The organism is Sinorhizobium numidicum, assembly GCF_029892045.1.
Classification (GTDB): domain Bacteria; phylum Pseudomonadota; class Alphaproteobacteria; order Rhizobiales; family Rhizobiaceae; genus Sinorhizobium; species Sinorhizobium numidicum.
Genome location: NZ_CP120368.1, coordinates 2566300 through 2589698, shown reverse-complemented (window position 1 = coordinate 2589698; position 23399 = coordinate 2566300). Strand labels below are relative to the sequence as shown.

Below are 23399 nucleotides of genomic sequence, written 5' to 3'. Positions count from 1 at the left end.
TCCCCGCATGCGGGGAGAGGGTCAGGGTGAGGGGTGTGCCGGAGCGCCGCACCATCGCTCAAGCTCCCAGCGGCCGAAGCAGGTCGCGGCTTATGATATGCCGCTGGATTTCCGAGGTGCCGTCCCAGATGCGCTCGACGCGGGCATCGCGCCAGAAGCGGGCGAGCGGCAGATCGTCCATCAGGCCCATGCCGCCATAGATCTGGATCGCTTCGTCGGTGACGCGGGCGAGCATTTCAGTCGCAAAGACCTTGGCGGAGGCGATCTCGCGGTTGGCGGGAAGGCCCTGGTCGAGCCGCCAGGCCGCCGAAAGCGTCAAGAGGTCGGCGGCATCAATCTCGGTGATCATGTCGGCGAGCTTGAAGGAGACGCCCTGGTTGGCGCCGATCGGCTTGCCGAACTGCTTGCGCTCGGCCGCATAGCTAAGGGCATAGTCGAAGGCGCGGCGCGCTCTACCAACTGAAGTGGCGGCGACCGTCAGTCGCGTTGCATAGAGCCAGTCATTGGCGAGATCGAATCCCTTGTGCACGTCGCCGAGGATCTGTGCGGAGGGGAGCCGGCAGTCGTCGAAGGTAAGGATGCAGTTTTTGTAGCCACGATGGGAAACGGAATTGTAGCCGTCGCGGATTTCGAAGCCCGGCGTGCCGCGATCGACGAGGAAGCAGGTGATCTTTTTCTTCGGCCCGCGCGGCGTCTGTTCCTCGCCCGTGGCGATGAAGACGATGACGAAATCGGCGATATCGGCGTGACTGATGAAATGCTTCGTGCCGTTGACGATCCAGTCGTCGCCATCCTGGCGGGCGAAGCATTTCATGCCGCGCACGTCGGAGCCGGCGTCCGGCTCGGTCATGGCGAGCGCATCGAATTTCTCTCCTTTGACTGCCGGCAGCAGATATCGCTCGCGCTGCTCGTCATTGCAGGCCATCAGGATGCCGGAGGGGCGGCCGAAGAAGACGGTGAGCCCCATCGAGCCGCGGCCGAGCTCGCGCTCGACAAGCGTGAAGGTCAAATGGTCAAGGCCGGCGCCGCCGACTTCCTCAGGAAAGTTGCAGGCGAAGAAGCCGAGCTCCCTGCATTTGCGGGCGATCTCCTCGCCAAGCTCCCGCGGCACGACGCCGGTGCGCTCGACGTCGTTTTCATGCGGATAGATCTCGGTCTCGACAAAGCTGCGGACGGTGTCGACGATCATCTGCTGTTCTTCGGTCAGTGCGAAATTCATTGTTCTCCCCTTGTCACTTTCATCGACGTTCCGCGGCCGGCCCGACCGGAGTAGCCTCCACTACCTGCCCCTCACCCTAACCGTCTCCCCGCGCGTGGGGAGAAGGTCGCGGCAGCGGGATTAGAGGCTTTCGCCCGGCATCTCCCGACCCTCCCACGAGGGAGGGAGACCATCAGCGTTTCTGTCCCACGTGCCGCCCGGCACTTTCCGGCGCGTCGAGCTTCGCATGCGCCTCGGTGATCGGCTTCAATTTCGCCAACACCTCGACCGGAGCCGCCACCGACTTGCCGGCCTTCGCATCGACGTGCAGCATCATCTGCTCGGCCGTCGCGATGGCTTCGCCCGAGGCGGAGTCGTGGATCGTCGTGAAGAAATGGATCCGCCTTTCGTCAGAGGCGAGAAGCTGGAGCGTCGTATAGAGCGCCTGGCCGAGCTTGGCCTCGCCGAGATGGCGGATGTGCGTCTCGACGGTGTAGTAGCTGTGGCCGGCTTCGACATAGGCGAAGTCGACGCCGATCAGCCGCAACAGCGCGTCGGAAGTGTCACCGAAGAGCTGCAAGTAACGGTGTTCGGTCATATGGCCGTTGTAGTCGACCCAGGCGGCGTTGACCTTAGTCTCGACGAGGCGCAACGGCCCGGACGCGTCATAGGTCTTCGCCGGGTTGCCGCCCTTCGCCCAGAGGCGCTTTTCGAAATCGGCGAGGAGCTTGCCGGCACCCCAGCCCTTACCGCCGTCGCCGGCTTTCAGCGCATGCATGATGCCGACGAGGTTTTCGTCGCGGATGCGCTCAAGCTCGCGGATCGAGCGGCCAGCGGCCTGGGCGTCCGATTGGGCGCCGATCTTTTCGACCAGCGCATCGTCGAGATCAACCACATCGGTGAACTTGGTCCACGGCCATTTGAGGCACGGGCCGAATTGCGCGAGAAAGTGGCGCATGCCGGCCTCGCCGCCAGCGATGCGATAGGTCTCGAAGAGGCCCATCTGCGCCCAGCGCATGCCGAATGAATAGCGCATGACGTCGTCGAGCGTTTCGGTGTCGCAGATGTCGTCCTGGATCAGCCAGAGCGCCTCGCGCCAGAGCGCTTCGAGCAGCCGGTCGCCGACGAAAGCCTCGATCTCCTTGGCGATGACGACGCCTTTCATGCCGATTTCGCCTACGCCTTCCTCGGCGCGCCTGATCGTTTCCGGCGAGGTCTTCTTGCCGCCGACGAGTTCGACCAGCGGCAACAGATAGACCGGGTTATAGGGATGCGCCACGAACATGCGTTCGGGATGCTTCATTTCGGTCTGCAGATCGGATGGCAGCAGGCCGGATGTGGACGAGCCGATCAGCGCATCCGGTCGGGCGGCCGCGTCGATCTCGGTGATAACGCCGCGCTTTAAGGCCAGCCGCTCGGGAACGCTTTCCTGAATCCAGTCAACGTCCTCGACCGCTTCCCGAATGCTTTTGCAGAAGGTGAATTTGCCGCGCGGCGGCAGCGGCGCCATGGTCAGCATGCCATAGGCCTTTTCGGCATTGGCCATGACTTCGCCGGTGATGCGCTCCGCCTCCGGATGCGGATCGAAGATGTTGACGTCGATGCCGGCGAGCGCGAAGCGTGCGGCCCAGGCCCCACCGATGACGCCGCCGCCGACGCAGGCGGCCTTGGTGATGATGCTCATGATCCTGGCCCCACTCAGCGTTTCGTCAGCTTCAGTTTCTTGCGGACCTCTTCCGGTCCGATGATCTTGGCGCCCATGCCCTCGACGACGGAAACCGCCTTTTCGACGAGCTGGCCGTTGGTCGCGAGCTGGCCTTTGCCGACATAGAGATTGTCCTCGAGGCCGACGCGGACATTGCCGCCGGCGAGGATTGCTGCAGCCGGATAGGCCATGGCATTGCGGCCGATCGAGAAGGCCGAGAAGGTCCAGCTCGGAGGCACGTTGTTGACCATCGCCATGAAGGTGTTGAGATCATCCGGCGCGCCCCACGGAATGCCCATGCAGAGCTGGATCAGCACTGGATCCTCGATCAGCCCTTCCTCGACGAGCTGCTTGGCGAACCAGAGATGGCCGGTGTCGAACGCCTCGATCTCGGGGCGAACGCCGAGTGCGGTCATCTGGCGCGCCATTTCGCGCAGCATCGACGGCGTGTTGGTCATCACATAGTCGCCGAGCGAGAAGTTCATCGTGCCGCAGTCGAGCGTGCAGATTTCCGGCAGGCACTGCGCGACATGTTCCACGCGCTCGGTAGCGCCGGCCATGTCCGTACCCTTTTCATTGACTGGGAAGGGGCTTTCGACATTGCCGAAAAGGAGATCGCCGCCCATGCCGGCGGTGAGATTGAGGACCACGTCGACATCGGCCGAGCGAACGCGGTCGGTCACTTCCCTATAGAGGTCGAGACGGCGGGCCGGTGCGCCGGTGTCAGGATCGCGGACGTGACAGTGGGCGACGGCAGCGCCGGCCTTGGCGGCCTCGATCGCCGCATCGGCGATCTGCTTCGGCGTGATCGGAACATGGCTGGACTTAGAAACGGTGTCACCGGCGCCGGTGACGGCGCAGGTGATGAATACCTCGCGGTTCATGCTGAGCGGCATGGTTGTCTCCCTTTTTCTTGAGAGTCATTACGAGCCAGAAAAGCCGCCTCTGCTTTTCATCATCGGCGGCATTCTATACATTCTCGGAAACTCCGGGAGGAAGTTTCACGATGGATCAATCCGTTTCGCAGGCGCAGCATGTCGATTTGCTCGTTCTCCCGGAGACGAATTTGATCCTTGTCGCCTCGGTCGTCGAGCCATTGCGCGCCGCCAACCGCATCGCCGGCCGCACGCTCTATACCTGGACGATCTTCAGCCCGGACGGTGAGGCGATCGAGACGAAGAGCGGCATCCCGATTCCGGTAGCCGGGCCCTTCCGGCCGCAACGTGAGACGGCACCGCTCTTCATCCTGTCGAGCTACAACTGGCAGCGCAGCGCCACATCGCAACTCAAGATGCTGCTCTCGCAGACGGCGCGGCACCGGGAGATGATGGCGGGGATCGAATCCGGTTCATGGCTGCTTGCCGAAACGAGCCTGCTCGATAATTTTGCGGCCACCACCCATTGGGAGGATTTCGAGGATTTTGCCGCCGCCTATCCGCAGGTCACGATGGTGCGTGAGCGTTTCGTCATCGATCGCAAGCGGATCACGACCGGCGGCTCGCTGCCGACGCTCGACCTGATGCTGGAGTTGATCCGGCGGGCGCACGGCTATTCGCTAGCGCTCGAAGTGTCGCGGCTCTTCATCTACGAGCAGGAGCGCACGCGCGGCGACCTGCTGCAAATGCCGGCGATCGGCAACATGCGCATTCTCGACGCCCGTGTCGGCGCGGCGGTCAAGCTGATGGAGGAAACGGTCGAGGTGCCGCTGACGCTTGCACGGTTGGCGCGGCGGGTCGGCGTCAGCCCCCGGCATCTGCAGGACCTTTTCAAGGACACGATGGGGGTTGCACCGCACGAGCATTATCTCGCGCTTCGCCTCAATGCGGCGCGGCGCAAGGTGATCGAGACGCGCATGGAGTTTGCCGACATTGCGGCGATCGCGGGCTTCAACTCCTCCTCATCCTTCTCGCGCAGCTACCGCGCCCATTATCGCGAGAGCCCCAGCGAAACGCGCCGACGGCTGAAGCTCAAGACCTGAATCAACGACTTCGCGCAGTGATTCAGCATCGCTCGATTCTGCAAGCCGGATTAACGAGTTACTGATCGCTCATCGCGAAATGATTCAGGAGCGCGCCGCCGCCGCCGTCATCATCCGGAACAGGGCCTCGCCGACTTGCGCCCAGAGCGCCCTTCTCGGCCAGACCAGCGTCAGGGACTGTTTGTAGGCGGGTGCGAGCTGGATCATCGCCGGCGGCCGATGGACGCGGGCGAGCGAGCTCTCCGGCAGCACCGACAGATAACCGTGATGCGTGACGAGATTGATGATCACTGGAATCGAATCCACTTCGACCAGTGTGATCCGCCGGCGCTCGCTTTCGCTGAGGGTATCTTCCAGGAACCGCGTCGCCTCTCGTCTGAGCCCGCTCTTGACGCTGGGCACGGCGATCGGCGAAGAGCACAGCAACTGCGCGAGGTCGCCCATTGCTGAGAGTTTCGCGGCCGGTCCGGCAAGCGCCAGTGGCGTTTGCGACACCAGCCGGCCATCGAATTCGCTCGGGTAATCCGCAACGTCGAGCAGCACCGCGTCGAAGCGGCGGCTCTTGAGCCCGGTGACGAGTTCGTCGGCGGTGGTGCTCGAAATGAAGAGATGCTGGCGCGGATGGGCTGCGTGCCAGGCAGCCGTGAGCGCCGCCAACATGCGCGCGATCTCGCTTTCCGGGCCGAGCGGCATGACAGCGCCAAGGCGCCAGGTCGTGGCATCGCGGCGAAAACGGTCATCGGAGGCGCGGGTGAGCCGGCCCCAGGACTGAAGCAGCTTTTCCGCGAGCGGTATCGCTGCGAGCGCGGCCTCGGTGCAGATGACGCCGCTATGGGCCCGTTCGAAAAGGCGGCGCGACAGATGCCGTTCGAGATCCGCCATCTGCCGGGTCAGTTGCGGTTGGCCGAGACCGAGCGTTCTGGCAACGGAACGGATGCTGCCCGTGCGGGCGATCTTCACGAAACGGTCGAGCGCGGCGAGCCTGACCGGCGGGACGGCATCGGCCCCAGAGCTTTCGCCGCCGGCGAGAAGCATCGCGGTTTCAGCGGCGAGCGCAATCTCCGAAATTCGTGTGCGGGCCTCGAGGGTCGGCATGAGCATGGCACCGTCGCGGCGGAGAAGCGGCACGGAAATCGCCTGCTCGAAACGTCGCACGGCTGCACTGACGCTTGACGGCGGACGGCCGCACAGCTTCGCCGCCCGGCGTATGCGGCCTTCGCGAAGTGTCATGTCGACAAGAACGATCGTTGCAATATCCACGGTGGTTCACACGCAAGCCGAACGAGAGACAAATAGGGCCGTTCGGATATCGGCATCACTTGTCCTGGATTTGGGATATATCACGCAACGGCACATTGCGCATAGCATGCCCGTAAAAGAGGTTCGTCCCCGGCATGCTCCAATCCGTCAAGACCATCGTCTTATGTGGGAAACCGCTCGATTTCGGGGTGCTCGAAGAGATAGGCTCTGGCATGGCGCGGCCCGTCGCGGACAAAGCCGGCATGGAGCGGGTCGCCGCCGCGCACAAGGTGATTGTCGACCGCATCACCATGGGATTACCGGTTTACGGCACCAACACTGGCGTCGGCTCGATGAAGGACCGGCTCTGGACGGCCGACGATCTCGCCGACTTCAACGATTCGCTGGTTCGCGCCCACCACTTCGGCACGGGCGAGTTCTTCGCTGCCCGCGTCATTCGCAAGGCGATCGCCATCCGCGTCAATACGGCCATGCGCGGGCATACCGGCTGCAGTACCGAACTGATCGATGCTTTCGTTGCGCTGATGGAGCGCGGCATCATTCCGGCCGTGCGCCGCCATGGCTCGATGGGCTGCGCTGATATTGGTCTGATGGGGCAGGTGGCGGCGGTTCTGACGGGTATCGGCGAGGCTTATTTCAACGGCAGGCTCGTTCCGGCCGCTATCGCGCTTGAGGAGGTTGGGCTGAAGCCCTTCGTTATGCGGCCGCGCGATGCGCTCGCTGCGGTCAGCGTCAATGCGATCGCCTATGCGGCGGCGGCCGACGTGCTGCGCGAGGCGGCCGCCGCGATCAGGGTGTTGCTCGTCACCGGTGTCATGTCGTCGCTGGCGCTTGGTGCTTCGGCCGACCCCTGGCGTGTTGCTGCAACGCTCTCGACGCGCGGCGAGGCACTCGTCGGCTCTTGGCTCTACGGCCAGTCCGGCATTGCCGATTGGCCGTTGCCGATATCGATCCATGATCCGCTGAGCCTGCGCATGACCGCCCAGGTCTTCGGTGCGGTGGTCGATACTTTGCTCGTTGCCGCCGGCAGGCTCGTGGAGGCGACCTATCTGTCGGATGACAACCCGGTCGTGCTCGGCGGCCAGGTGCATTCTTCGGGTGCCTCACTGCCGTTGACGACGACGCTCTATATCGAGGCGGCACAGACCGCCTTTTCACATATGGCGCGCAACGTTCTCAACCGCTGCATCCTGCTTTCGAACGGCGGACGGCGCAATCTCTCCGTCAATCTCGTCGCGCCCGGCGAGGTTGCGACAGGGCTCGGGCCGCTGATGAAGCTCGCGGTCGAGCTCTACATGCGGGTCCAGTCGCTTGCCGTGCCCCTGTCGGCGCAATCGATCGTCGTTGCCGGCGGGCTTGAGGAAGAGGCGACATTCCTGCCGCTCATTGTCGAGCGCATGGAGGCGCAGGTTCGTGATCTCCGACAACTTGCGGCGATCGAGGCGATCCTTTCGGCGCAGGCGATCGATCTCGTCGGTGACCAGCCGCAAGGGGTGATCAAGCTCGCCTATGAGCGCACCCGCGCGGTCAGCCCGATCTATCTGAAAGATCGGCCGCTCTCGAAGGAGATCGAGGCCATGCAGGCGGTATTCACCGATCACGACCTGCTGCGCGCCTTCGTCGACATGGCGCCGATGCCGGAGTTCGATGGTTTCTTCGCTCTCGACAAGTGACGGGAAGGAAAAGAGAATGTCCGACTTCGACCTCGTCCTGAAAGGCACCGTGGTCCTGCCGCACCGGATCGTCGAAGGCGGGCATGTGGCCGTGCGCGACGGCAAGGTGGTGCATGTCGGGCAGGGAGCGGCGCCCGCCGCACGCGAGAGGCATGAGCTCGGAGAAGCGCTGATCCTGCCGGGCGCGATCGATGCCCAAGTGCACTCGCTGTCGCAAAAGAACCAGGAGGATTTCGTCTGGTCGACGCGGTCGGCGGCCGCCGGCGGCGTGACGACGATCGTCGATATGCCCTACGACGAGGGCAATCTCGTCTGCTCGGCTGAGGCGGTGAGGCGCAAGATCGCCCATGCCGGCCCGCAGGCGCGCGTCGACTTCGCCCTTTATGGCACCATTGATCCGGAAGAGGGCGCGGCGCGCATTGCGGGAATGGTCGCGGCAGGCGTCGCGGCCTTCAAGTTTTCGACCTTCGGCACCGACCCGAAGCGGTTTCCTCGCATTCCGCCCGCGCTGCTGGAAGAGTGTTTTCGCGCGATCGCCCCGACCGGATTGATCGCCGGCGTCCACAATGAGGACGATGAGGCGGTGCGCGCCGCGATCGACGAGGTTAGCGCGGCCGGTATCACCGATTATCGCGCGCACGGATTGTCGCGCCCGCCACTGACGGAGCTGCTGGCAATAAATCAGATCTACGAGACCGGCGCGCTGACGGGATGCCCGGCGCATGTGGTTCATTGCTCGCTTGGGCGCGGCTACGAGATTGCCGCTGCCTACCGCGCGCAGGGCTACGCAGCCAGCATCGAGTGCTGCATCCACTATCTGACGCTCGATGAAGAAAACGATGTGAGGCGTCTTGGCGGCAAGGCCAAGATCAACCCGCCGATCCGCCCGCGTGCGGAGGTGGAAAAGCTCTGGCGGCACGTGGCGGTCGGCAACGTCACGCTTATCTCGACCGACCATGTAAGCTGGTCGGAGGACCGCAAGACCAATGCCGACATGCTGGCGAATGCCTCGGGCGTGCCCGGCCTTGAAGCGATGGTGCCGCTTTTCGTCAAGGGCGCATTGGAGCGCGGCATCCCGCTGACGCGTGCGGCCGAGCTGACGGCGCTCAACCCGGCGCGGCACTTCCGTCTCGACCATCGCAAGGGAGCGCTTGAAATCGGCAAGGACGCCGACATGATCGTGATGACGCCGGAGCCTTATACATACGATGCGGCAGCGAGCGGCAACAATGTGGTAGGCTGGTCGCCCTACAACGGCATCCGCCTCCCGTGGCGGGTCTCCGCCAGCTATTCGCGTGGCAGGCTCGCCTTCGATGGCAGCCGCGTGCTCGCCGAGCCCGGACGCGGCGCATTCGTCCGGCCGCTTGCCACGTTGCCGCTGCCGGACCCGCGGCGATGACGGCGCCGAGGAGCAATCTGCCCGTCGACGCCGGTCGCATCGCCGATATCGTTGAGGGGCTTGCCCGCATCACCGAACCGGATCGGCCTTATACCCGCCGCGCCTTCACGCCGCTCTTTCTCGAAGGCCGCGCCTTCCTCGAGCAGCGCTTCAAAGCGGCCGGGCTTAAGACGAGAATCGATGCTGCCGGCAATCTGATCGGGGGGCGCAAGGGGCGAAACTCGGCGATCGGCACGATCATGCTCGGGTCGCATTCGGACACGGTGCCGGATGGTGGACGTTTCGACGGGATTGCGGGTGTCGCGGCGGCGCTCGAAGTCGCGCGGTCGCTCGCCGATGCCGGCATCGAGCTCGATCATGATCTGGAGATCGTGGATTTCCTTGCCGAAGAGGTGTCGATCTTCGGGGTTTCCTGCATCGGCAGCCGCGGCATGGCCGGGCTCGTTCCCGACGAGTGGCTGGGCCGCAAGCATGGCGAACTGACGTTGAGGCATGGGCTTATCGAAGCAGGGGGCGATCCCTCCCGCCTGCCGGCGTTGAAGCGTCCCGACATCAAGGCCTTCCTGGAACTGCATATCGAGCAGGGGCCGGTCTTGGAAACGGAGCGCCTCGATATCGGTGTAGTCACGGCGATTTCCGGCATTACCCGTATCGAGGTCATCGTCGAGGGGCAGGCGGATCACGCAGGTACCGCGCCGATGGGGCGGCGGCGCGATGCGCTGGTCGCGGCGTCGCGGCTCGTGCTGGAGATCGAGGAGCTCGGCCTGGCGTATGCCGCCCGCGACGGCCATTTCACGGCGACGGTTGGCGAATTCGAGATCGAGCCGAATGCCGCCAATGTCGTGCCCTCGCGGGCGCGGCTCTTGATCGATGCCCGGGCCGAGTTGCGGCCGCAAATGGAGAAATTCATTGTCGAGGTCGCGGCGCTTGCAACACGGGTCGCCGAGGAAACAGGGGTCGCGATTGCACCGCCGAAGGTGATCTCCGACAATCAGCCGACGCCCGGCGATCCGCTCATCCTTGCGACGCTGGAAGCCGCCTGCGAGCGCGTCGGGGCACGTTCCCGGCGGATGGCTTCGGGAGCGGGGCACGACACCGCCTGGATGGCGCGGGTTGCCAAGGCGGCGATGATCTTCATTCCCTGCCGCGACGGCAGATCGCATGCGCCCGAGGAATGGGCGGAGAACGACGATATCGCGCTCGGCGCTGCGGTGCTCTTCGAGGCGATGCGTCGGCTCGACGGACAGTTGCAGGAGACGAACTAGATGGGCCGTATTTTGACGGAAAAGGATGTCGAGGCGGCGGTCAAGGGCGGTTCCGTCTATGCGGCGGGCGGCGGCGGCTGGGCCGATCACGGACGCATGCTCGGTCGCGCCGCGGTCTCCATCGGTAAGCCGGAACTGGTCTCGATCGATGAGCTCAAGCCCGACGACTGGGTGGCGACCGCCGCCGCAATCGGAGCACCGGCCTCGACGACCCCGTGGGAAATGCGCGGGGTCGACTATGTGAAGGCGGTGCAACTGCTTGAGGAGGCGCTCGGCGAAAAGCTCTCGGGCCTGATCATCGGGCAGAACGGCAAGTCCTCGACGCTCAACGGCTGGCTGCCCTCGGCGATCCTCGGCACCAAGGTCGTCGATGCGGTCGGCGATATCCGCGCTCACCCCACGGGAGACATGGGTTCGATTGGTCTCGCCAGCTCGCCCGAGCCGACGATCCAGACGGCAGTCGGCGGAAACCGCGAAGAGAACCGCTATATCGAGCTCGTCGTGCGCGGTGCCACCGCCAGAGTTTCGCCGGTGCTGCGCACCGCCGCGGACATGTCCGGCGGGTTCATCGCTTCCTGCCGCAACCCGGTTCGCGCTTCCTATGTGAAGGAGAATGCCGCGCTCGGCGGCATCTCCATGGCGCTGACTCTCGGTGAAGCGATCATCGCTGCGGAAGGCAAGGGCGGCAGTGCGGTCATCGATGCGATCGTGATGATCACCAACGGCCTGATCCTGGCCGAGGGCACCATCACCGAAAAGTCGGTGGTCTATACAAAGGAAGCCTTCGACATCGGCACGGTGACGCTGGGGAAGGGCGATGACTCAACGGTACTCCACGTGATGAACGAGTATATGGCGGTCGAGACGCCGGACGGCCGGCGGCTCGCGACATTCCCGGATGTCATCACCACGCTCTCGCCGGAAGGCGAACCCTTGAGCGTCGGGCAGCTCACAGTTGGCATGGAGATCTTCGTGCTGCATGTGCCGAAATCAGTGATCCCGCTTTCCTCCAGCGTGCTCGACCCCTCGGTCTATCCGCCGGTCGAGAAGGCGATGGGAATCGAGATCGCCCGCTATGCCTTGAACGGAAAGGGTTGAGGAGGGGGAAGTCCGATGCGCGATGAGGGGCTTGAGGAACTGGTTAAGCAGGAACTCGGCGGTCGTCCCGGGCTTTCCGAGAAACCGATGTTCGGCGGATGGGCTTTTCTCCTCAACGGCAATCTCCTTTGCGGCGCTCGGGAGGATGGAATGCTGGTTCGCCTCGGCAAGGGCAATGACGGCTGGGCGCTGGCGCTGCCCGGCGTCGTCCAGATGATCATGGGCGAGCGTCGGATGCAGGGCTGGGTGCGCGCCGGCGCGGCAGCCTATAGCGACGATGCGCTTCGCCGGCGCCTGATCGGTGCGGCGCTCGCTTTCGTCGAAACGCTGCCGCCGAAATAACGAAGATCAGGAGGGCGCCCCATGCCGAAGGCCAATCCCCGCCATCCGAACTTTCCCATTCCGGGCGGGCCTGACCTGCGCGCCAAGGGGTGGCGGCAGGAGGCGCTGCTGCGGCTGCTCGAAAACGTGCTTTCCGTCGGCGAGGATCCGGACAACCTCGTCGTCTACGCCGCCCTCGGCAAGGCAGCGCGCAACTGGCCTTCGCATCGGGCGATCGTCAAGGCGCTCACCGAAATGGACGAGGACCAGACGCTGATCATCCAGTCCGGCAAGCCGGTCGGGCTGTTGAAGACCCATGCCAAGGCGCCGCTCGTCATCATGGCGAATTGCAACATCGTCGGGCAATGGGCAAAGGCCGAGATCTTCTACGAGCTGCAGCGCAAGGGGTTGATCTGCTGGGGCGGACTGACGGCCGGGGCCTGGCAATATATCGGCAGCCAGGGCGTGATCCAGGGCACCTACGAGATTTTCATGCGCATTGCCGAACGGCGTTTTGGTGGCGATCTGTCGGGACGTTTCGTGCTGACTGCGGGACTCGGCGGCATGGGCGGCGCGCAGCCGCTCGCCGGCCGCATGGCGGGTGCTGCCATTCTCTGCGTCGATATCGATCCCGAGCGGGCGACGAAGCGCCAGCAGGTCGGCTACCTCCAGGAGATCGCGCCCGATCTCGACGCCGCACTCGCGATGATCGACGCGGCGGTCAAGGAGAAGCGGGCGCTCTCCGTCGGCCTCGTCGGCAATGCGGCCGAAATCTATCCGGAGATCGCACGGCGCGGCATTGTGCCGGATGTGGTGACGGACCAGACTTCGGCGCATGACCTCGTCTATGGTTACGTGCCGAAGGGTATGAGCCTCGATCAGGTGCGCGGACTGCGCGAGGACGGGCAGGGGCAGTTGATGGCGGCGAGCCGCGCCTCGATCGTCGAGCAGGTGAAGGCGATGCTCGACCTCCAGAAAAAAGGTGCCGAGGTTTTCGACAACGGCAACCTGATCCGCACGCAGGCGCGCGAGGGCGGTGTCGCAAACGCCTTCGACATCCCGATCTTCACCGAGGCCTATCTGCGGCCGCTTTTCGCCCGCGCCATCGGCCCATTCCGCTGGATGGCGCTTTCCGGCGAAGAGATCGACATCGCGCGGATCGACGACCTGCTGCTCGATATGTTTCCGGACAACCGTATCATCACCAACTGGATCCGGCTCGCCTGCATGCATATCCCCTTCGAGGGCCTGCCGGCGCGCATCGCCTGGCTCGGCCATGGCGAACGCACCGCGCTCGCCCGCCGCGTCAACGAACTCGTGGCAAGCGGCGAGCTCAAGGGGCCGGTCGCCTTCTCGCGCGACCATCTCGACGCCGGCGCCATGGCGCACCCGAACATCATGACGGAGCGGATGAAGGACGGCTCCGACGCCATTGCCGACTGGCCGCTCATCGATGCGATGGTGCTCTGCTCATCCATGGCCGATCTCGTCGTCATTCATTCCGGCGGCGGCGGTTACGCCGGCTATATGACGAGCTGCGGCGTTACCATCGTTGCCGATGGGACCGATGCTGCCGACGAGCGACTGGACCATGCGCTCACCAACGACACCGCGCTCGGCGTGATCCGCTATGCGGATGCGGGATACGACGAGTCCTTCGAGGAGATCGCCGCTAAGGGCATCGGCCACGTGAAGGTGTGAGAAGCTATGCAAGGCCAAGCGACGGTCTTGCCGCTACCGTCGCTTCCGCGGCCTTAAGGTTGCGGTCGACGACAGCGACATGAGCATCCTCGCGCGCCGTGATTCCGACTAGTGCCCGCATGCGGCCGCTGATGCGCAAAGCAGGTCGGTTGCGGGGACCTGTTTCAATTTTTTGCTTTTTTTAACGTGTGCCCCTCCTGCGGCTCCCGCCCCTCCGCCCAACCGGGGGCCCTCCAACCACTTGAGATCGTTCTCGTTTTCTTCAGCCTCAGTCCCGGAGAGCGTCGCTCGCCAGGCTCCGACGTGTCTTTCTGCGGCTGCGCTGCGGGTGACGCAACTTTGTGGCGCTTGACAATTTTTTCATGGCGTGAAATTTCTTTCAAATAGGGATAAAAATATCATGCGCTGCGAAAATTATCATGCAGTGCAGCATCGGGTGGAGACGATGGCGATCATCGGCTGGACGGCCAATCGGGATGATGAGGCGAGCATGGCGACGCGTGCCGCGTGGCTGCATTACGCCGGTGGGTTGACGCAGGCGGAAGTCGCCAAACGCCTGGGCCTCACCTCGCTGAAAGCGCATCGCCTGATCATGAGGGCCAACCAGGAAGGCCTGGTGAAGGTCTATATCGATGGCGACGTATCCGAATGCGTCGAGCTCGAGCAGAAGCTTTCCAGCCGCTATGGGCTCGATTATTGCGAGGTGGTGCCGGACTTCGACAGTGACGACCTGCCGCTGAAGGCGCTCGGCATATCCGGGGCGCAGTTCCTGAGGCGCGAGATCGAACGCGGCGAGACGGCCCTGATCGGGGTCGGCCATGGGCGCACCTTGGCTGCCTGCGTCGAATATCTGCCGCGTACCGCGAGCAACAACACCCGCTTCGTCTCTCTGCTTGGCGGTCTCACGCGCAAATTCTCGGCCAATCCGCATGACGTGATCCACCGGCTGGCCGAGCGCACGGGCGCCGAGGCCTATGTGATGCCGGTGCCGTTCTTCGCCAACACGGTAGAGGACCGCGACGTGCTCTTCAGCCAGCGTGGGGTTCGCGAAGTCTTCGAGCTCGCGAAGTCGGCCGATCTGCTCATGGTCGGCATTGGCACGGCCGAGCGCGAGGCCTCACTGGTCGCGACCGGCATGATCGAGATGAGCGAGATAGAGGAGATCCAGAGAGGCGGCGGCATGGGCGAACTGCTCGGACACTTCTTCGATGAAAAAGGTCGGCCGATCGAGACGACGCTTTCCGACCGCACGTTCACTCTCGGCCGGGACGACCTGAGGAACCGCCGCACGGTCGCGGTCGCGGGGGGCAAGATCAAGGCGCGAGCGATCCGCGCTGTGCTGGAAAGTGGGCACTTGAACGGGCTGATCACGGACGAGCGTACCGCGCAGGCGCTGGCCGCCTGACAGTTGGAGTTTTCGGACCGCAACGGCGCCGGGAGGGAACGGAGCCGTGGTTCGGGGAGGCAATACCGGTCGGGTAGCCGGTCAAGCTCAATCGAGCAGTTTTACCCGCAACGGAGGAGAAAACCGATGTATGAAAAGGAGAAAGACCTCATTAGCGCATTCCTGCGCGGGGAGGTGGATCGCCGCGGCATGCTGAAAGGCCTGGGCGCGGCAGGTCTGACGGCGGGCACCGCCGGTACTCTGTTCAATCTGATGTCGACGCAGGCGCTCGCCGCCGACTTCGACTGGAAGGCGCATTCCGGAAAGTCGCTGAAGCTGCTTTTGAACAAGCACCCCTATGCCGACGCGATGATCGCCAACCTCCAGACCTTCAAGGACCTGACCGGCATCGAAGTCACCTATGACGTTTTCCCGGAAGACGTCTATTTCGACAAGGTGACCGCAGCTCTGTCGTCAAGCTCGACGGAATACGACGCCTTCATGACCGGCGCCTACATGACCTGGACCTATGGTCCGGCCGGCTGGATCACCGACCTTAACGAGTGGATCAAGGATCCGGCGAAGACTAACCCGCAATATGGCTGGGACGACTTCCTGCCGGGCGTCAAAGCCTCCTGCGCCTGGAACGGGCAGCCAGGCGGAGCCCTTGGTTCGGAAGACGCCAAGCAATGGTGCATTCCGTGGGGTTACGAGCAGAACAACCTTTCGTACAACAAGGAGATGTTCGACAAGGTCGGCGTCAGCGTTCCGAAAAACCTCGACGAGCTCCTCGTGGTCGCGGCGAAGCTCACCAAGGACGTCGGCGGCGGCGTCTACGGTATCGGCGTGCGCGGCTCGCGTTCCTGGGCCACCATCCATCCGGGCTTCCTCTCGGGATACGCGAATTTCGGTCAGAAGGATTTGAACGTTTCTGCAGACGGCAAGCTTTCGGCCGCGATGAGTACGCCCGAGTCCAAGGCATTCCACGCCAAGTGGGTGCAGATGATCCAGGAAAGCGGCCCGAAGGATTGGTCGACCTATACCTGGTACCAGGTCGGCACCGACCTCGGCGCCGGCGCCTCCGCCATGATCTACGACGCCGATATTCTCGGCTATTTCATGAACGGCGGCGACAACAAAATGGCCGGCAAGCTCGCCTATGCGCCCTTTGCCGCCAATCCGGCGGCTTCCGCACCGACGCCGAACATCTGGATCTGGGCGCTCGCTATGTCCAACTTCTCCGCCGACAAGGACGCGACCTGGTACTTCCTGCAGTGGGCGACGGGCCTCGAGCACGCCATCTTCGGCGCAACGAAGATGGACTTCGTCAACCCGGTCCGCGCTTCGGTCTGGAAGGACGAAATGTTCCGTGAGCGGCTGAACAAGAGCTATCCGGGTTATGTGGAAATGCACGACATTTCCGCACCGGGCGCCAAGATCCACTTCACGGCCCAGCCGCTGTTCTTCGATCTCACCACCGAATGGGCGGCGACGCTGCAGAAGATGGTGGCGAAGGAAGTGCCGGTCGACGAGGGGCTCGACAAGCTCGCCGAAAGCATCAACCGCCAGCTGGCGGAAGCCGGGCTCGGCTGATCGACCTTGTGCGTCTGAAAAGACGCACGGCGCTGTAGTGGCGCCGGCTCGCCCCTGGCGGTCGGCGCATCGATAGCGTGAACAAGCAAACGAGGAGGGGGTCTGGCTGCGCCGGCCGCGGCCGACCCCTTTGTTGTCATCGACACAGGCATTTTGAACGGAGCTGGCCATGGCTTCTGTGACGCAACCGGGTGCAAGGACCGGCGGTTTCAGGATCAGCAAGAGGGTTCTTCCCTATGTGCTTTCCCTGCCGGCACTTCTTGTCTGCATCGGTATTCTGATCCCGTTTTTCACGGCGGTGGTCTACTCTTTCCAGCGCTACCGGCTAAGCCAGCCCTGGGCACGCCAGTTCAATTGGGGTGAGAACTACCTGAACTTCTTCACCGATCCGGGCTTCTGGAACACGCTGAGGATCTCGCTGCTTTATGCGGGCGTCACCGTGGGCCTCGAGTTGCTGCTCGGGCTCGGCATCGCGCTCCTCCTGCAGCGCCGCTCGACCATCAACAATTTCATTTCGATCATGCTCCTTCTGCCGCTGATGACGGCACCGGCGCTGGCAGCGCTGATGTGGAAGCTCATGACCAATCCCGGCTTCGGCATCCTGAGCTACTTCGCGAGCCTCATCGGTCTTGAGAATTTCCGCTGGGCATCGTCTCCCGACACCGCGCTGCTGACGGTCGTGCTCGTCGATATCTGGGTCTACACGCCGTTCATCATGATCCTGCTGCTCGCCGGCCTCAGATCCCTGCCGACCCAGCCGTTCGAAGCGGCCGCACTCGACGGCGTGCCGCGCACCTTCGTCTTCTTCCGGATCACGCTGCCGATGCTGACGCCCTATATCCTGACGGCGACGCTCTTCCGGCTACTCGACTCGATCCAGCAGTTCGACATCATCTATGCGATGACGCAGGGCGGACCCGGCGACACACTGACCGTCTTCCAGGTCGAGGCCTATCTCAACTTCTTCCAGTCGACCAATGTGGGCCGCTCCGCCGCGCTGCTGATCATCCTGTGGGCGATCACCTACATTCTCTCGAACGTCTTCATCAAGAACTGGCTCCGGCTGCGCGAACGCGCCCGTGGCGAAGCGTAAGGAGGATCACCCATGGAAACCATGTCTCCGATCGAAAGACTCCTGCGCGGCATCGCTCTGACGCTGGTCGTCGTCTTCTTCATGTTCCCGATCGTCTGGATATTCCTCATGTCCTTCCAGACGAACGAGACGATCCTCAGGATTCCGCCGTCGGTGATCTTCACGCCGACGCTGGAAAACTATGCGGCGCTGATCACCGGCCGGCTGCAGACCGCCGCCGGCACGCTCGACATCGCCTTCATGCGCAATCTCGGCAACTCGGTGTTCCTGTCGGTCGTCTCCGTCGCGGTGGCGTTGCTGCTCGGCGTCCCGGCGGCTTACGCGTTCGCGCGACACAAGTTCAGAGGGTCGGAAGATATCGCCTTCACGCTGCTTTCGTTCCGTTTCGCGCCGCCGCTCCTCGTGCTTCTCCCGCTGACGCAGTACTTCCAGTGGCTCGGCCTCTCGAATACCTATTTCGGCCTCATCTGGATCTACCAGTTGATCTGCCTGCCGCTGATCCTCTGGATCGTCCGCGGTTACTTCGAGGATATCTCGGCGGACGTCGAATACGCCTATCGCATCGCCGGCCATTCCTGGTTTGCGACGTTCCGCAAGATCGCCCTGCCGCTCGCGGGGCCAGGGATCGCAGCGGCCGGCCTGCTCGCCTTCATCTTCGCCTGGAACAACTTCGTCTTCGCGCTGGTGCTGGCGTCCGCCGACAAGCAGCCGGTGACGGTCGGGGCGCTCGCCTTCGTCACGGCTTCCGGCATCCAGTACGGCCAGATCGCCGCGGCCATCGTGCTGTCGATTACGCCGACGCTTGCACTTGCACTCTACGCCCAGCGCTACCTCGTCGAGGGCCTGTCGCTCGGCGCGGTGAAGGGATAATCGTAATGACCACGCTGCAACTGAAAAACATCGTCAAGCGCTACAAGAGTCAGACGGTTCTCGACGACCTCTCGCTCGATGTCGCCGACGGCGAACGGCTGGTGCTGTTCGGACCCTCGGGCGCGGGCAAGACCGTGCTCCTCCGGCTCGTCGCCGGCGTCATCGATCCGGACGAGGGCAGGGTGCTGATTGGCGGCGAGGACATGACGGAGGTCGACGCGGAACACCGCGGCGTCGGCATGGCGTTCCAGAACTTCGCCCTCTTTCCGCACATGAGCGCCTTCGACAATATCGCGAGCGCCTTGACCTCTCGGAAGTCGTCCAAGGAGTCGATCGCCGCCGGTGTTCAGAAGGTGGCGAAGCTCCTGAAGATCGACCACGTGCTGAGCCATCATCCGAAAGCGCTCTCCAATGGTCAGAAGCAGCGCACGGCGCTTGCCCGCGCGCTGGTCGGCTCGCCGCCGCTGCTTTTGCTCGACGATCCGCTTCGCAACGTCGACGCCAAGCTTCGCTTCGAAATGCGACTGGAACTGCCGCGGCTCCTGGCCTCCGAAGGCGCGACTGTCGTCTACGTCACGCAGGACTACAAGGAGGCGATGGCGCTCGGCGACCGCATCGCGGTCATGTCGCAGGGCAGCATCCACCAGATCGGCACGCCGGGCGACATCTACAACGCGCCGGCCGACATCGAGATCGCCCGCCTTTTCGGCGATCCGACCATCAACCTGCTCGATGTCGTGCCGCAGCGGGGACCGGACGGCGCCTTTGTAGAGCTTTCCAACGTCCGCTTCCGGCTTCCGAATTTCGGGGCCGAAATCGTCGGAAAGTCGTGCGTGCTCGGGCTTAGGCCCGAGACCATCGCCTTCACCGAAGCCTCTGCGCTGGGCGCTATTCCCGTGACGGTGGAGGCCGAAACGCCGCTCAACGAAAAAACTGTGACGCTGACGCTTACCGCGCGCGGCCGCGAAATTCTCGTCTCTCGCCCGGCCGGAACGCCGGGGCCAGTCGCCGGGCCGGCTCACATCGCAGTCAATGGCCGCGCGGCACTTCTGTTCGATAAGGAAAGCGGCCGGCTCATGCGGCCGGCAGAGCTTACCTCCAAGCGCAATGGAGAAGCGGCATGACCGACACCGCTCTTTCGCTAAAGGACGTCGACAAGTTCTACGGTCCCATTGACTACGGCGTTCAAGCCGTGAAGAAACTGAGCCTGGATGTGCAGAAGGGCGAGATCATCGCGCTTCTCGGCTCCTCGGGCTGCGGCAAGACCTCGACTCTCCGCATGATCGCCGGTTTCGAGCCGGTGTCGCGCGGCACGATTTCGCTCGGGGGTCGACAGGTGCAGACCTTCGCACCCGTACGCCGCAACGTCGCGATGGCCTTCGAGGGCTATTCGCTCTACCCGCCGCTGACGGTGCGCGAGAACATCGCCTTTGCGCTGAAGGCTTCGAGGCTCTCGCAGCATATCGTCGACGAGAAGGTGGCGAGCATCGCCAAGCTGCTCGAGATCGAGGACATTCTCGGTCGCTATCCGAGCTCGATTTCCGGCGGCCAGCAGCAGCGGGCCTCGCTCGGGCGGGCGCTGATCCGCGATGCCAGCCTGCACCTTCTCGACGAGCCGATGGGTCAGCTCGAGCCGCAGCTACGCGCGGTGCTGCGCGGCCGCATCAAGCACTTCATCAAGGAACGCGGGCTGACGGCCATCCTCGTCACCCACGACCAGACCGAGGCGAATGCACTCGCCGACCGGATCGCAGTGATGGAGGGCGGCGTGCTGCAGCAGTTCGACACGCCGCGAAAGATCAAGGAACGGCCGGCAAACCTTTTCACCGGCACCTTTGTCGGCGAGCCGCCAATGAATGTCTTCGAGGCGAGCGTCAGCGGCTCCGACAGCCGTCTAACCTTCGGCCTCAAGGATGGTGTGCGGCTGGAATATCAGGCCTCCGACTTCTCGCGCTCGGTGCGCGATGCCCTGATGAAGCGTCAGAAAGTGGTGCTGGGCGTCCGGCCCTATGCTGTCAGACGCAGCGCCGATGGCGTTACCGGCCGTGTCGCGGTCAATCAGTGGCTGGGCGACCAGACGCATATCGCGGCGGACTTCGCCGGCGGGACGTTGGTTCTGGTCGAACACGACCGGACGAAGCTCGAGATCGGACAACCGATCGGCATCCGTCTCGAACCCGCCAGCCTGCATGTCTTCGACGGCGATAGCGGCATGGCGATTTCGCACGGAGAGGAGCTCGCCTGATGCGCGACATCCTCATCGGCATTGACGCGGGGACGTCGGTCATCAAGTCGGTCGCCTTCGACCTCGGCGGCCGGCAGCTCGCGATGGCGACGGTGCCCAACAGCTATGAGGCGGCCGGCCGCACCGGCAGCGTTCAGGACCTTCGGCGGACCTGGACGGATGCAGTAAAAACCTTGGTCGACCTTGCGGCCAGGATCGAGAACCTCCCTGGCCGTGTTGCCGCCATCGCGGTGACCGGTCAGGGAGACGGCACCTGGATGATCGACCGCGACGGCGAACCGGTCGGCAAGGGCTGGCTCTGGCTCGATGCGCGCGCGAGCGAAACGGTCGAGCGGCTGCGCGGCGAGAGCGGCGACGCGGAGCGTTTCTCGCGCACGGGGTCGGGGCTTGCCGCCTGCCAGCAAGGCCCGCAACTGCGCTGGATGATGGACAAGGCGCCCGAGATGCTCGAAGGCGCGGCGACCGCCTTTCACTGCAAGGATTGGCTCTATTTCAATCTCACCGGAAAGCGCGCGACCGATCCCTCGGAGGCGAACTTCACCTTCGGCGATTTCCGCACGCGCCAGTATTCCGACGAAGTCATCTCCTTTCTCGGCCTGGAAAGCCTGAAGCACCTGCTGCCGGAAATCGTCGATGGAGCCACCTCGCATCACGCTCTGTCCAAGGCTGCCGCGGCTGTTACGGGAATACCGGCCGGGACGCCCGTTGTGCTCGGCTATGTGGACGTGGTCTGCACGGCGCTCGGCGCCGGTCTCTATGACCCCGGAACCGATACCGGCTGCTCGATAATCGGCTCGACGGGGATGCATATGCGTCTTGCGACGAGCGCCGAGGATGTGCGGCTCAATAGCGATCTTACAGGCTACACAATGTGCATGCCGATCCCGAACACCTATACGCAGATGCAGTCGAACCTGGCGGCAACACTCAATATCGACTGGATTCTTTCGGTCGCGGCTAGCGTGCTCAAAGGCATGGGGATCGAAAAGAGCAAGGGCGAGTTGCTCGCGCATGTGGACGGCTGGCTTGCGGAGGCCAAGGATACGCCGCTTCTCTTTCAGCCCTATATCTCGGATGCCGGCGAGCGCGGTCCCTTCGTCGATGCTTCGGCGCGCGCGTCCTTCGTCGGGCTTTCGATGACGCACGGGTTCGGCGACATGGTGCGCGCCGTCTTCGACGGCCTCGCGCTCGCCGCCCGGGATTGCTACTCCGAGATGGGACCGCTGCCGCGACGCATCCGCCTGACGGGCGGTGCGGCCCGGAGCGCCGCATTGCGCCAAATCCTCGGGGGCGCGCTTGGCGCGAGCGTCCAGACCAGCGAACGCGAAGAGGCGGGCGCTGCCGGAGCGGCAATGATCGCCGCCGTTTCGCTCGGCATCTACCCTTCCATGGCCGACTGTGTTCGCGACTGGGCAACGCCCTATCAGCGCGCGGCAGAGGCGCCGGATGAGCGGCTCGTCCGTCGCTATGACAGACTCTTCCCCTCTTATCAGCAGTCGCGCCTCGCGCTCAGGCCGGTCTGGCACGCACTCTCCCAAGGTGCCGCAGGGGCGGATCAACAGGAAAGATCGAAATGAAGAAGATAGCCATCATCGGCGACCGGTTCATGCTGCCGGATGTATTTCGCGACAAGATCATCGACGCCTGCGGCGATGGGCACGAGATCCGGATGCTCGAACAGCCCTGGCCGGACGTTCCGATGGAGCACGGTTATGCGATCGAAGGCATGGACGGCCTCAAGGAATATCTCGGCAAGCCGGCGGAGATCGTTGATTTCATTGGGGACGCGGAAATCCTGGTGACGCAGCTTGCGCCGCTGTCGCGAGAAATGCTGGCAGCGCTTCCGGACCTGAAGCTTGTCGCGGTTTCGCGCGGCGGGCCGGTCAATATCGATGTGAACGCCGCGCGGGATGCAGGGGTACGCGTCGTCAATACGCCCGGCCGCAATGCAAGTGCGGTCGCCGAGTTCACGATCGGCGCCATTCTGGCCGAAACCCGGCTGATCCGCACCGGTCACGAGGCGCTGCGCAGGGGTGAGTGGCGCGGCGATCTCTATCGTGCCGATCGCGCGGGGCGTGAGCTGTCGGAAATGACCGTCGGCGTCGTCGGCTACGGCAACATCGGCACCAAGGTGGTGCGCCTTTTGCGCGCTTTCGGCACCAACGTGCTCGTTCACGATCCCTATGTGCAACTCAGCGCCGAGGACCGGAACGCCGGCGTCGAGCACGTCTCCTTCGACGATCTCCTGGCGCGCGCCGATGTTGTGACACTGCATCCGCGGGTGACGGAAGAGACGAGGAACATGATGAATGCGGAGACCTTCGCGAAGATGAAGCCGGGCGCGATCTTCGTGAACACGGCGCGCGGTCCGCTTTGCGATTATGACGCTCTCTACGAAAATCTCGTCAGCGGCCATCTTTCGAGCGCCATGCTCGAAACCTTTGCGGTCGAGCCGGTGCCGGAGGACTGGCCGCTCTTGAAGCTTCCGAACGTGACGCTGACGCCGCATATCGCCGGCGCCTCGGTGCGCACCGTCACCTATGCCGCCGAAATGGCCGCGGAGGAAGTGCGCCGCTTCATCGCCGGCCTGCCGCCGGTCCATCCGTGCTGAGGTTA

The 23399-nt window shown here is 63.9% G+C and carries 19 protein-coding genes; 15 read left to right on the top strand and 4 right to left on the bottom strand.

Translation table 11 applies throughout. The annotated features are described in order from the left end of the window. Positions 1 to 58: 58 nt before the first annotated feature. From PYH37_RS23620 to bcoG, 3 genes are all read right to left on the bottom strand, one after another. On the bottom strand, positions 59 to 1219 hold the full coding sequence (locus PYH37_RS23620) for an acyl-CoA dehydrogenase family protein (protein WP_280733871.1): 1161 nt from the start codon (positions 1217 to 1219) through the stop codon (positions 59 to 61). 172 nt (positions 1220 to 1391) lie between these two features. After that, a complete protein-coding gene (locus PYH37_RS23615) occupies positions 1392 to 2882 on the bottom strand; it encodes a carnitine 3-dehydrogenase (protein WP_280733870.1) in 1491 nt (496 codons plus the stop codon). 14 nt (positions 2883 to 2896) lie between these two features. Further along, positions 2897 to 3799, bottom strand: a complete 903-nt coding sequence (bcoG, locus tag PYH37_RS23610) for a 3-dehydrocarnitine:acetyl-CoA trimethylamine transferase BcoG (protein WP_280733869.1) — start codon at positions 3797 to 3799, stop codon at positions 2897 to 2899. Between the two features lie 110 nt (positions 3800 to 3909). Here bcoG and PYH37_RS23605 point away from each other — a divergent pair, with 110 nt between their 5' ends. Next, entirely contained in the window at positions 3910 to 4881 is a 972-nt protein-coding gene (locus PYH37_RS23605) for a GlxA family transcriptional regulator (protein ID WP_280733868.1), read from the top strand. 84 nt (positions 4882 to 4965) lie between these two features. On the opposite strand, the gene PYH37_RS23600 is transcribed toward PYH37_RS23605, so the two are convergent. Beyond that, positions 4966 to 6141: a LysR family transcriptional regulator gene (locus PYH37_RS23600; protein ID WP_280733867.1), complete on the bottom strand. Its 1176-nt coding sequence runs from the start codon at positions 6139 to 6141 to the stop codon at positions 4966 to 4968. Between the two features lie 134 nt (positions 6142 to 6275). Here PYH37_RS23600 and PYH37_RS23595 point away from each other — a divergent pair, with 134 nt between their 5' ends. The 14 genes from PYH37_RS23595 (at position 6276) to PYH37_RS23530 (ending at position 23394) form a co-directional block, all read left to right on the top strand. Beyond that, complete coding sequence (locus PYH37_RS23595) at positions 6276 to 7814, top strand: aromatic amino acid lyase (protein WP_280733865.1); 1539 nt, start codon at positions 6276 to 6278, stop codon at positions 7812 to 7814. Positions 7815 to 7830: 16 nt separating this feature from the next. Then, on the top strand, positions 7831 to 9213 hold the full coding sequence (locus tag PYH37_RS23590; protein WP_280733864.1) for a dihydroorotase: 1383 nt from the start codon (positions 7831 to 7833) through the stop codon (positions 9211 to 9213). Beyond that, positions 9210 to 10478, top strand: a complete 1269-nt coding sequence (locus tag PYH37_RS23585; RefSeq protein ID WP_280733863.1) for a Zn-dependent hydrolase — start codon at positions 9210 to 9212, stop codon at positions 10476 to 10478. The genes PYH37_RS23590 and PYH37_RS23585 overlap by 4 nt, the downstream gene beginning before the upstream one ends. Further along, positions 10479 to 11576 (top strand): thiohydantoin desulfurase, encoded by a 1098-nt coding sequence (locus PYH37_RS23580; protein ID WP_280733862.1) that lies wholly within the window; start codon positions 10479 to 10481, stop codon positions 11574 to 11576. Positions 11577 to 11591: 15 nt separating this feature from the next. Continuing rightward, complete coding sequence (locus PYH37_RS23575; protein WP_280733861.1) at positions 11592 to 11918, top strand: TfoX/Sxy family protein; 327 nt, start codon at positions 11592 to 11594, stop codon at positions 11916 to 11918. 21 nt (positions 11919 to 11939) lie between these two features. Next, positions 11940 to 13598, top strand: coding sequence for a thiourocanate hydratase (locus PYH37_RS23570; RefSeq protein ID WP_280733859.1), 1659 nt, complete (start codon positions 11940 to 11942; stop codon positions 13596 to 13598). A 445-nt stretch (positions 13599 to 14043) separates the two neighbouring features. Beyond that, entirely contained in the window at positions 14044 to 15003 is a 960-nt protein-coding gene (locus PYH37_RS23565) for a sugar-binding transcriptional regulator (RefSeq protein ID WP_280736145.1), read from the top strand. A 126-nt stretch (positions 15004 to 15129) separates the two neighbouring features. After that, positions 15130 to 16575 (top strand): ABC transporter substrate-binding protein, encoded by a 1446-nt coding sequence (locus PYH37_RS23560; RefSeq protein WP_280733858.1) that lies wholly within the window; start codon positions 15130 to 15132, stop codon positions 16573 to 16575. A 169-nt stretch (positions 16576 to 16744) separates the two neighbouring features. Then, on the top strand, positions 16745 to 17668 hold the full coding sequence (locus PYH37_RS23555; protein ID WP_280733857.1) for a carbohydrate ABC transporter permease: 924 nt from the start codon (positions 16745 to 16747) through the stop codon (positions 17666 to 17668). 12 nt (positions 17669 to 17680) lie between these two features. Beyond that, entirely contained in the window at positions 17681 to 18538 is an 858-nt protein-coding gene (locus PYH37_RS23550) for a carbohydrate ABC transporter permease (RefSeq protein ID WP_280733856.1), read from the top strand. A 5-nt stretch (positions 18539 to 18543) separates the two neighbouring features. Further along, on the top strand, positions 18544 to 19662 hold the full coding sequence (locus PYH37_RS23545) for an ABC transporter ATP-binding protein (protein WP_280733855.1): 1119 nt from the start codon (positions 18544 to 18546) through the stop codon (positions 19660 to 19662). Next, positions 19659 to 20783 (top strand): ABC transporter ATP-binding protein, encoded by a 1125-nt coding sequence (locus PYH37_RS23540; protein ID WP_280733854.1) that lies wholly within the window; start codon positions 19659 to 19661, stop codon positions 20781 to 20783. The genes PYH37_RS23545 and PYH37_RS23540 overlap by 4 nt, the downstream gene beginning before the upstream one ends. Further along, entirely contained in the window at positions 20783 to 22360 is a 1578-nt protein-coding gene (locus PYH37_RS23535) for an FGGY-family carbohydrate kinase (RefSeq protein ID WP_280733853.1), read from the top strand. Before PYH37_RS23540 ends, PYH37_RS23535 begins: the two co-directional genes overlap by 1 nt. Beyond that, a complete protein-coding gene (locus PYH37_RS23530) occupies positions 22357 to 23394 on the top strand; it encodes a 2-hydroxyacid dehydrogenase (protein ID WP_280733852.1) in 1038 nt (345 codons plus the stop codon). The genes PYH37_RS23535 and PYH37_RS23530 overlap by 4 nt, the downstream gene beginning before the upstream one ends. Positions 23395 to 23399: the final 5 nt, after the last annotated feature.

What these genes read in the sequence shown, in the direction of transcription:
- PYH37_RS23620 (WP_280733871.1), bottom strand. Translation starts at nt 1,219, where the DNA reads ATGAATTTCGCACTGACCGAAGAACAGCAGATGATCGTCGACACCGTC.
- PYH37_RS23615 (WP_280733870.1), bottom strand. Translation starts at nt 2,882, where the DNA reads ATGAGCATCATCACCAAGGCCGCCTGCGTCGGCGGCGGCGTCATCGGT.
- bcoG (WP_280733869.1), bottom strand. Translation starts at nt 3,799, where the DNA reads ATGCCGCTCAGCATGAACCGCGAGGTATTCATCACCTGCGCCGTCACC.
- PYH37_RS23605 (WP_280733868.1), top strand. Translation starts at nt 3,910, where the DNA reads ATGGATCAATCCGTTTCGCAGGCGCAGCATGTCGATTTGCTCGTTCTC.
- PYH37_RS23595 (WP_280733865.1), top strand. Translation starts at nt 6,276, where the DNA reads ATGCTCCAATCCGTCAAGACCATCGTCTTATGTGGGAAACCGCTCGAT.
- PYH37_RS23590 (WP_280733864.1), top strand. Translation starts at nt 7,831, where the DNA reads ATGTCCGACTTCGACCTCGTCCTGAAAGGCACCGTGGTCCTGCCGCAC.
- PYH37_RS23585 (WP_280733863.1), top strand. Translation starts at nt 9,210, where the DNA reads ATGACGGCGCCGAGGAGCAATCTGCCCGTCGACGCCGGTCGCATCGCC.
- PYH37_RS23580 (WP_280733862.1), top strand. Translation starts at nt 10,479, where the DNA reads ATGGGCCGTATTTTGACGGAAAAGGATGTCGAGGCGGCGGTCAAGGGC.
- PYH37_RS23575 (WP_280733861.1), top strand. Translation starts at nt 11,592, where the DNA reads ATGCGCGATGAGGGGCTTGAGGAACTGGTTAAGCAGGAACTCGGCGGT.
- PYH37_RS23570 (WP_280733859.1), top strand. Translation starts at nt 11,940, where the DNA reads ATGCCGAAGGCCAATCCCCGCCATCCGAACTTTCCCATTCCGGGCGGG.
- PYH37_RS23565 (WP_280736145.1), top strand. Translation starts at nt 14,044, where the DNA reads ATGGCGATCATCGGCTGGACGGCCAATCGGGATGATGAGGCGAGCATG.
- PYH37_RS23560 (WP_280733858.1), top strand. Translation starts at nt 15,130, where the DNA reads ATGTATGAAAAGGAGAAAGACCTCATTAGCGCATTCCTGCGCGGGGAG.
- PYH37_RS23555 (WP_280733857.1), top strand. Translation starts at nt 16,745, where the DNA reads ATGGCTTCTGTGACGCAACCGGGTGCAAGGACCGGCGGTTTCAGGATC.
- PYH37_RS23550 (WP_280733856.1), top strand. Translation starts at nt 17,681, where the DNA reads ATGGAAACCATGTCTCCGATCGAAAGACTCCTGCGCGGCATCGCTCTG.
- PYH37_RS23545 (WP_280733855.1), top strand. Translation starts at nt 18,544, where the DNA reads ATGACCACGCTGCAACTGAAAAACATCGTCAAGCGCTACAAGAGTCAG.
- PYH37_RS23540 (WP_280733854.1), top strand. Translation starts at nt 19,659, where the DNA reads ATGACCGACACCGCTCTTTCGCTAAAGGACGTCGACAAGTTCTACGGT.
- PYH37_RS23535 (WP_280733853.1), top strand. Translation starts at nt 20,783, where the DNA reads ATGCGCGACATCCTCATCGGCATTGACGCGGGGACGTCGGTCATCAAG.
- PYH37_RS23530 (WP_280733852.1), top strand. Translation starts at nt 22,357, where the DNA reads ATGAAGAAGATAGCCATCATCGGCGACCGGTTCATGCTGCCGGATGTA.